The sequence below is a fragment of the Bacillus sp. AFS055030 genome, from assembly GCF_002574545.1.
In the GTDB taxonomy this organism is placed as follows: domain Bacteria; phylum Bacillota; class Bacilli; order Bacillales; family Bacillaceae_G; genus Gottfriedia.
In genome coordinates this window covers 20,073-28,408 of record NZ_NUGT01000088.1, presented here as the reverse complement: position 1 = coordinate 28,408, position 8,336 = coordinate 20,073, and the positions used below count along the sequence as shown (strand labels likewise).

Genomic DNA, 8,336 nt, shown 5'->3' with positions numbered 1-8,336 from the left:
ATCCTGTCCCCGCAACCAAATGGTCCCGTGGTGTAGCGGTTAACATGCCTGCCTGTCACGCAGGAGATCGCCGGTTCGATCCCGGTCGGGACCGCCATTTAAGATGGCTCGGTAGCTCAGTCGGTAGAGCAGAGGACTGAAAATCCTCGTGTCGGCGGTTCGATTCCGTCCCGAGCCACCATCTTAAAAAAATGGCAACAAACAATATTTATTTCGCCGACTTAGCTCAATTGGTAGAGCAACTGACTTGTAATCAGTAGGTTGGGGGTTCAAGTCCTCTAGTCGGCACTCTTTATGGCGATCGTGGCGAAGTGGTTAACGCATCGGATTGTGGTTCCGACACTCGTGGGTTCGATTCCCATCGGTCGCCCCATATTTTGCGGGTGTAGTTTAATGGTAAAATAGAAGCCTTCCAAGCTTCGGTCGTGGGTTCGATTCCCATCACCCGCTTTTTTATAAAATTTAATGGGCCTATAGCTCAGCTGGTTAGAGCGCACGCCTGATAAGCGTGAGGTCGATGGTTCGAGTCCATTTAGGCCCACCATTAAATTTATAATTATTTTTCCGCAGTAGCTCAGTGGTAGAGCACTCGGCTGTTAACCGAGTGGTCGTAGGTTCGAACCCTACCTGCGGAGCCATATTATAGAGAAGTACCCAAGTGGCTCAAGGGGCTCCCCTGCTAAGGGAGTAGATCGGGTAACCGGTGCGAGGGTTCGAATCCCTTCTTCTCTGCCATATTTTTTTTGGCCCGTTGGTCAAGCGGTTAAGACACCGCCCTTTCACGGCGGTAACACGGGTTCGAGTCCCGTACGGGTCATATCTAAAGCTCAGTTATTTGTGATAACACAGGTAACTGAGCTTTTTTGTCTTTTAATACGGCTCTATACTTTATGTTGGGGTATGTACACAATTTTAGATAAAAAACACGTAACTTCCAATATTCGTTATACTTGAATTGTCGAGAAACAAGTTAAACGAATGGAGTTACGTGTAAATGAATTCTAACATAGATATACTAGGTCTAGTGACAAAAGTAGAGGAACAATATAAATGTCAACTTAATATAGATTCGGGTATTAATGATGTACCATTTTGGAGGTCAGTAGGGGTACCAATAGAATTCTATAAAGGTTTTTTAAGCTTCACAATTGTGTCAGCTAGTATAACTAGTCATGTATGGGCGGCATGATGTAATACTTGTGGAAAACCGTTGTTATCAGTGCTTTTTTACTTCAAATAATAACCTCTTCCTTTTCAATTTCTACCAAGTAAAAGTATCTTTTAAAAAGACCCTCCTTTTTCCCATTTTATTTTATATAACAAGTGAACGGACGTGAACTATAAATGTCAACTTAAACATGTACATTTTCGATTATTTAAATATGTACAAAATCACTCATTCTTCTTTGAAAGATGTTGCATAATACTGTATGATTCCTCAACAACGTTTATTTAAATTAGAGAGCAAGAAGAAATTGAAAGCAAGCGCATTATCTTAGTGTTAAAATGTGAATAGCTAAAGGTGAGGTGATTAAATGAGTGGATTAAATAATGAGGTCATGTGGAATGCAGTTGAATCATGCGATGAAAACTATGATGGAGTATTTATTTATGCAGTTAAGTCCACTAGGATTTGTTGTAAACCTTCTTGTAAGTCAAGAATCCCATTAAAAGAAAATGTAGCATATTATCCGTCATTATCTTTGGCAATTAATGATGGGTACCGTCCATGTAAAAGATGTCAACCTGATTTACTTCACTCAAATGAAGAGGAAATTATTTTATCAGCAAAACAGTTTATTGAAAAAGAATTTCGAAGCTGTTTAACATTGGATCGCTTAGCACTTGAAGTTGGAGTAAGTAAATTTCATTTGCAAAGATTATTTAAAAAATCCACTGGTTTATCACCGTTAGAATTCGTAAATAAGTTAAAAATGATAGAAGCTAAGAGATTATTGCGGGATACTGAGGATACCATAACTGAAATAGCGCATAATCTTGGTTTTAAAGGGTCATCACATTTTTCAAGCATGTTTCGGCATCATTATAGTAGCACTCCAACTTCATTCAGAAAGAGGTAAATAAATGAAATGAAAAGATGGAGTAGCTTTATTGAAATATTAGGAATGCTGTGTGGCTTTTTTTGTAATTGTATGTGGTGTATTTTTGATTTCAGAGATTCGTTTCTTATGTAACACCAAGAGACAGAATGCAACTCTAATAAGATTATAAATAATAAGACAAAAAGGATTTTCGTAAAAACGAAGATCCTTTTTATTATATTACGATTGTTAAATGTTTTTGTTGAAATGCAAAAATATGTAAGTCAGTTAATTTTATGTCACTATTTTGATCAATAGGAATTGTTGATTGATCTTCTATATTTCCATATAAATCTGAGATCGGTTTAGAGATTTTTAGTACTTTTGCATCTAACTTTCCAGGTAATTTGATTATTGTTTCTAAAAAAATTTTAAAAAAAGATTCTCCCTCTTAATCTGATAATTTTCGACAAATCTTCTTAAATAGAAAGTTTATATGAAATATAAGTGTGAAATATGTATGAAATTTCATGAAAAATCAAAAATTTACAAATTGTTACAAGGGAATTCAGGAAAAAGATGTATAATTATACATATATATTCGTTCGACAAATTCGACATTTTTACGACAAGTGCTATAATGACAACGTTTTCATGAATGGTTATTCATTTACCAAAAAATGTTTTTGAATTTTTTTTGCATAAAAACAAGGTAAATATATATATTTGTAGAATATTAAGAGATAGGAGAATTTAAGAGATTGTAATGAGGTGAGGATGTTGCTTTTGACACGGCCAACTGAGTTTGATGTACATTTATTCCATGAGGGAAGTTTATTCCATAGCCATGAGTGTTTTGGGGCACATGTAGTAAAAAAAGGGAATAAAGTTGGAACTACTTTTACAGTGTGGGCTCCACATGCGAAAGGTGTCTCAGTTGTTGGGGACTTTAATAATTGGAATGGTTCTGAACATAAAATGGAAAAGTTGAACGATCAAGGGATATGGACGATATATATCCCCGAAATTGGTCATGGGACGATATACAAATATGAAATTTCAACGAAACATGGTGAAGTTTTATTAAAAAGTGATCCTTATGCTTTCTATAGTGAATTACGACCAAGTACTGCTTCGATTGTTTATGATCTTTCAGGGTATAAATGGAAAGATGCAAAATATCGAAAACAGAAATTCAAAAAGTCTGTATATGAAGAACCAGTTTTAATTTATGAAGTACATTTAGGTTCTTGGAAAAAGAAAGAAAACGGTGATTTTTATACTTATGCAGAACTAGCGACAGAACTAATTCCATATGTAAAAGAACATGGTTTTACACATATTGAAATATTACCATTAGTTGAACATCCATATGATCGTTCTTGGGGGTATCAAGGAGTAGGTTATTTTTCTTCTACTAGTCGATATGGAAATCCTCATGAGCTAATGAGCTTTATTGATGAATGCCACCAGCTAGGACTAGGAGTCATTATGGATTGGGTACCAGGTCATTTTTGTAAAGATTCTCACGGACTTTACATGTTTGATGGTGAACCGACATATGAATATGAAGGTTATGATGCTAGAGAAAATGAAGTATGGGGAACAGCAAATTTTGATTTATCAAAGCCAGAAGTAAAATCATTTCTTATTTCAAACGCCTTATATTGGATGGAATATTTTCACATCGATGGTTTTAGAGTAGACGCTGTTGCAAATATTTTATATTGGAAAAATAGAAATGAAGAAAATCCCTTCGCAACTAACTTTTTAAGAAAATTAAATGAAGCGGTATTTGAATATGATCCACAAGTATTAATGATTGCAGAAGATTCTACTGATTGGCCATTGGTTACTGCACCAACATACGAAGGTGGATTAGGATTTAATTTTAAGTGGAATATGGGTTGGATGAATGATGTTTTGACTTATATGGAGACTCACCCAACGGAAAGAAAGCATCATCATAATAAGATGACTTTCTCGTTTTTATATGCCTTCTCAGAAAACTTTGTTTTACCTTTTTCACATGATGAAGTAGTACATGGTAAGAAGTCATTGTTAAATAAAATGCCAGGTACATATGAGGATAAGTTTGCTCAATTAAGAGTACTATTTGGTTATTATTTATCTCATCCAGGTAAGAAACTCCTATTTATGGGAAGTGAATTTGGGCAATTTGATGAGTGGAAGGATTTAGAGCAAGTTGATTGGATGATTAAAGATTATGAATATCATGCCAAGATGAACAAGTATTTCAAAGAATTATTATCGATTTATAAAAAAAATAAATCACTTTATGAAGTTGATAATCATTGGGATGGATTTTCATGGATTGATGCAAATAATGCAGACCAAAGTGTATTTTCATTTATCCGTAAAGGAAAAAACAAAGATGATTTTGTCATCATAATTTGTAATTTTAGAGAAATTTCTTATGACAAATATCGAATTGGAGTACCTGCAAAGCATCGATATAAAGAATTGCTTTCAAGTGACTATATACAATTTGGCGGCGATAGTAAAATAAATCGTTCTGCCATTGAAACAGAGGAAATACCATATCATGGTTTACCATACAGTATTGAAATAGCATTACCTGCCTATAGTTTTACAATCATTCGTCCAGTTAAAATGCGAAAGGGGATTAGCAGCAATGGTTCAGAAAAAATGCGTAGCAATGTTACTAGCAGGAGGAAAAGGGAGTAGATTAAGTTCTTTAACAAAAGAACTAGCTAAACCAGCCGTAGCTTTCGGAGGTAAATATCGAATAATCGATTTTACTTTAAGTAATTGCACAAATTCAGGTATTGATACTGTTGGGGTGCTAACCCAATATCAACCACTAGTACTAAACTCATATATCGGTATTGGAAGTGCATGGGATTTAGATCGATTAAATGGTGGGGTAACTGTTTTACCGCCATATTCAGAAGCTTCTGGAGTTAAATGGTATACAGGAACTGCAAGTGCAATTTATCAAAATTTAAATTATATAAAGCAATATCATCCTGAATATGTTTTGATTCTTTCAGGTGACCATATTTATAAGATGGACTATAGTAAAATGTTAGGCTACCACATTGAAAAAGAGGCAGATGTTTCTATTTCAGTTATCGAAGTTCCGATTGAAGAAGCTAGCCGTTTTGGAATTATGAATACAAATGAAGAAATGGATATTATAGAATTTGAAGAAAAACCTCAATATCCGAAGAGTAATTTAGCATCGATGGGAATTTATATTTTTAAATGGAATGTTTTAAAAGAGTTTTTAGAGATGGATGATCGCAATCCAGAATCAACTAATGACTTTGGTAAAGACGTTATTCCACTTTTATTAGAAGAAAAGAAAAAGGTAGTTGCTTACCCATTCAAAGGTTATTGGAAAGATGTTGGTACAGTAAAAAGCTTATGGGAAGCAAATATGGATCTATTAAATGAAGATAGTGAACTAAATATATATGACCGTGATTGGCGCATATATTCAGTTAATCCAAATCAACCACCACAATATATTGCACCTACAGCAATCGTTGAAGACTCTCTAATTAATGAGGGGTGTGTTGTTGAAGGGTCTATATCACATTCAGTATTATTCCAAGGTGTAACAATCGGAGAAGGCAGTATGATAAAAAATTCTGTCATTATGCCAGGTTGTGTAATTGGAAAAGATGTTCGAATTGAAAGTGCAGTAGTAGCTCCTGGAATGGTTATTCCTGATGGAAGCCTTTTAGGTCCTGAGAAAGATTATGAAGAGGTAATTTTAGTTACAAGCGAAGAATAAGAGGTGGCTCATTCCTCAAATAGAAAAATAGATTGAGAGGGTTATTTGATGAAACATACTATGCTAGGAATAATTGAGGCGTCAACACATTTTGAATCTTTAAAGCCGTTAACACAGCATCGACCATTAGCAACTCTTCCTTATGCAGGTCGATATCGTTTAATCGATTTTATGTTAAGTAATATGGTGAACTCTGGTATTACGAGTGTCGCTGTATTTCCAGATAAACCTTATCGATCAATTATTGATCACTTAGGCTCCGGTAAACATTGGGACTTAAATCGTAAAAAAGATGGACTATTTATTTTTACGCCAGAACCAACTGATGGAGCTTTTGGTACATTCGATTTCATTGAAAAGCATATTCAATTTTTACAACGTTCTACTCAAAAGTATGTAGTAGTAGCAAATAGTTATACGATTTGCTCAGTGGATTTCAGACCAGTTTTAAAGAGACATGTTGAAACAAAGGCACAAATTACTGAGTTAAAGCAGTTCGGTAAATCTTTAAACATCTATATTCTTGAAAAAGAGTTATTGTTAAAGCTTTTTGAAAATTTCCACGAAAAAGGCTATGAAACAATTATGGACGTTGTACGTGATCAAAATAATGAAGTTGAACTAAGTGCGTATGAAATACCTCAACAGGTTTCAATCATTCGAACAATTGAGGATTATTTCGAGCAAAGTATGAAATTATTAAATCCTGAAATATGGAATCAATTATTCTTAAAGTCTTATCCTGTCTTTACTAAGGTTAAAGATGAGCCACCAACAAAATATTCAAAAGAAGCAGTTGTAAAAAATTCAATTGTAGCTAATGGATGTGAAATTGAGGGAACGGTTGAAAATAGTATTATTTCAAGAGCCGTGAAAATTGGAAAAAATACAATTATTCGAAATTGTATTGTTATGCAAAAATCAAACATTGGAGATAATTGTATATTAGATGGTGTTATTTTAGATAAAGATGTTCGAATAGAAGATGGTGTTGAAATAAAAGGAAGCTTAAGTGAGCCAGTTGTGCTTCAAAAAGGTTCAGTTCAAGGAGCGTTGATTCAGTGGTAAATGTTTTATATATTGTTTCAGAATGTGTACCATTTGTTAAATCGGGAGGGCTTGCAGATGTTGCAGGCGCTCTCCCAAAGTATTTAAATAAACTTAATACGAATGTAAGAGTTATGCTTCCATTTTACTCGTTAATACCTGCTAAATTTAGAGAAGAAGCTAAGCTAGTTAAAGAGCTAACGATAAATCTAGGTTGGAGAAAACAGTATTGTGGTTTATTTGAATTGAAATTAGAAGGTACAACTTATTATTTTATTGATAACGAGTACTATTTCAATCGAGATAAGTTGTATGGTCATTTTGATGATGGAGAGCGTTTTGCATTCTTTTCTTTAGCTGCAATTGAATGTATTAAAGAATTAGACTTTAAACCTGATGTTATTCACTGTCATGACTGGCATACAGCAATGATTCCATTTTTCATGAAAGAGTATGGTGCATTAAAAGATATTAATCCAAAAATGAAATCTGTATTTACAATCCATAATCTTCAATTCCAAGGCGTATTCCCAAAAGTAGTAATGGACGATATGTTAGGGATCGATGAACAATATTTCCGCGATGACTATTTAAAATTTTACGATTGTATCAACTTTATGAAAGCTGGAATCATTTCAAGTGATTTCGTAACAACTGTTAGTCCAACATATAAAGAAGAAATTAAGCACGAATTTTTTGGAGAGCAACTTGATGGTCTATTACGTGAGCAAGATCACAAACTTTTTGGGATTGTTAACGGAATTGATGAAACAATTTATAATCCAGCTACTGATCCAAAAATTCACTCTAATTACGATGAATTTACAATCGAAAATAAGATAAATAATAAATTGAAATTGCAGGAGTCACTTGCATTAAAAATGGATGAAAATATTCCTATTATTGCAATGGTTTCTAGATTAACAAGCCAAAAAGGCATTGATCTCATTCAACATGTATTCCCTCAAATTATGGATCATAATGTCCAAGTAGTAATTTTAGGTTCTGGTGATTCAGAATTCGAGAACTTCTTTAGAGCAATGGAGCATAATTACTACGATAAAGTTAGAGCCTATATTGGATTTGATGAACGCTTTGCTCATCAGATTTATGCAGGTGCAGATTTATTCCTAATGCCTTCACTATTTGAACCATGTGGTCTAGGTCAGCTAATTGCGATGAAGTATGGATGTGTACCAATCGTAAGAGAGACTGGGGGGCTAAATGATACTGTCTGGTCATATAATGAAGAGACGAAGAGTGGAAATGGTTTTACTTTTACGAACTATAATGCTCACGATATGCTTCACACAATTGAACGTGCATTGAGTATTTATGAGAATAAAAAGCATTGGAAATCAGTCAGAAGGAATGCAATTAGAAGAGATTCAAGTTGGTTAAAATCAGCTAAAGAATATGCAAAATTATATTTGCAATCTTCAAAGTAAAAATCTTTTAGGGTG

The 8,336-nt window shown here is 34.0% G+C and carries 6 protein-coding genes and 9 tRNA genes; all 15 read left to right on the top strand.

What is annotated here, in order from left to right:
- Nucleotides 1-21 precede the first annotated feature (21 nt).
- The 15 genes from CN925_RS20590 (at nt 22) to glgA (ending at nt 8,321) form a co-directional block, all read left to right on the top strand.
- Nucleotides 22-97: transfer RNA gene (locus CN925_RS20590), tRNA-Asp, on the top strand.
- 8 nt (nt 98-105) lie between these two features.
- A tRNA-Phe gene (locus CN925_RS20585) sits at nt 106-181 on the top strand.
- 34 nt (nt 182-215) lie between these two features.
- Nucleotides 216-288 (top strand) — tRNA-Thr (locus CN925_RS20580).
- Between the two features lie 9 nt (nt 289-297).
- Nucleotides 298-373, top strand: a tRNA-His gene (locus CN925_RS20575).
- 6 nt (nt 374-379) lie between these two features.
- A tRNA-Gly gene (locus CN925_RS20570) sits at nt 380-450 on the top strand.
- Nucleotides 451-467: 17 nt separating this feature from the next.
- Nucleotides 468-544, top strand: a tRNA-Ile gene (locus tag CN925_RS20565).
- 19 nt (nt 545-563) lie between these two features.
- A tRNA-Asn gene (locus tag CN925_RS20560) sits at nt 564-638 on the top strand.
- A gap of 6 nt (nt 639-644) precedes the next feature.
- Nucleotides 645-735, top strand: a tRNA-Ser gene (locus CN925_RS20555).
- Nucleotides 736-745: 10 nt separating this feature from the next.
- Nucleotides 746-817 (top strand) — tRNA-Glu (locus CN925_RS20550).
- A 177-nt stretch (nt 818-994) separates the two neighbouring features.
- Complete coding sequence (locus CN925_RS20545; RefSeq protein WP_098848664.1) at nt 995-1,189, top strand: hypothetical protein; 195 nt, start codon at nt 995-997, stop codon at nt 1,187-1,189.
- Between the two features lie 346 nt (nt 1,190-1,535).
- Complete coding sequence (locus CN925_RS20540) at nt 1,536-2,081, top strand: bifunctional transcriptional activator/DNA repair enzyme AdaA (protein ID WP_098848663.1); 546 nt, start codon at nt 1,536-1,538, stop codon at nt 2,079-2,081.
- A gap of 741 nt (nt 2,082-2,822) precedes the next feature.
- Complete coding sequence (glgB, locus tag CN925_RS20535) at nt 2,823-4,751, top strand: 1,4-alpha-glucan branching protein GlgB (protein ID WP_098848665.1); 1,929 nt, start codon at nt 2,823-2,825, stop codon at nt 4,749-4,751.
- Entirely contained in the window at nt 4,699-5,826 is a 1,128-nt protein-coding gene (locus CN925_RS20530; RefSeq protein ID WP_098848662.1) for a glucose-1-phosphate adenylyltransferase, read from the top strand. Before glgB ends, CN925_RS20530 begins: the two co-directional genes overlap by 53 nt.
- Nucleotides 5,827-5,874: 48 nt before the next feature.
- Nucleotides 5,875-6,894, top strand: a complete 1,020-nt coding sequence (locus tag CN925_RS20525) for a GlgC family sugar phosphate nucleotidyltransferase (RefSeq protein WP_098848661.1) — start codon at nt 5,875-5,877, stop codon at nt 6,892-6,894.
- A complete protein-coding gene (gene glgA / locus CN925_RS20520) occupies nt 6,888-8,321 on the top strand; it encodes a glycogen synthase GlgA (RefSeq protein ID WP_098848660.1) in 1,434 nt (477 codons plus the stop codon). The genes CN925_RS20525 and glgA overlap by 7 nt, the downstream gene beginning before the upstream one ends.
- The last annotated feature ends 15 nt before the right edge of the window (nt 8,322-8,336 follow it).

Excerpts from the sequence above, each read along its gene's own strand:
- CN925_RS20530 (WP_098848662.1), top strand. The coding sequence starts at position 4,699 with ATGGTTCAGAAAAAATGCGTAGCAATGTTACTAGCAGGAGGAAAAGGG.
- CN925_RS20540 (WP_098848663.1), top strand. The coding sequence starts at position 1,536 with ATGAGTGGATTAAATAATGAGGTCATGTGGAATGCAGTTGAATCATGC.
- CN925_RS20525 (WP_098848661.1), top strand. The coding sequence starts at position 5,875 with ATGAAACATACTATGCTAGGAATAATTGAGGCGTCAACACATTTTGAA.
- CN925_RS20545 (WP_098848664.1), top strand. The coding sequence starts at position 995 with ATGAATTCTAACATAGATATACTAGGTCTAGTGACAAAAGTAGAGGAA.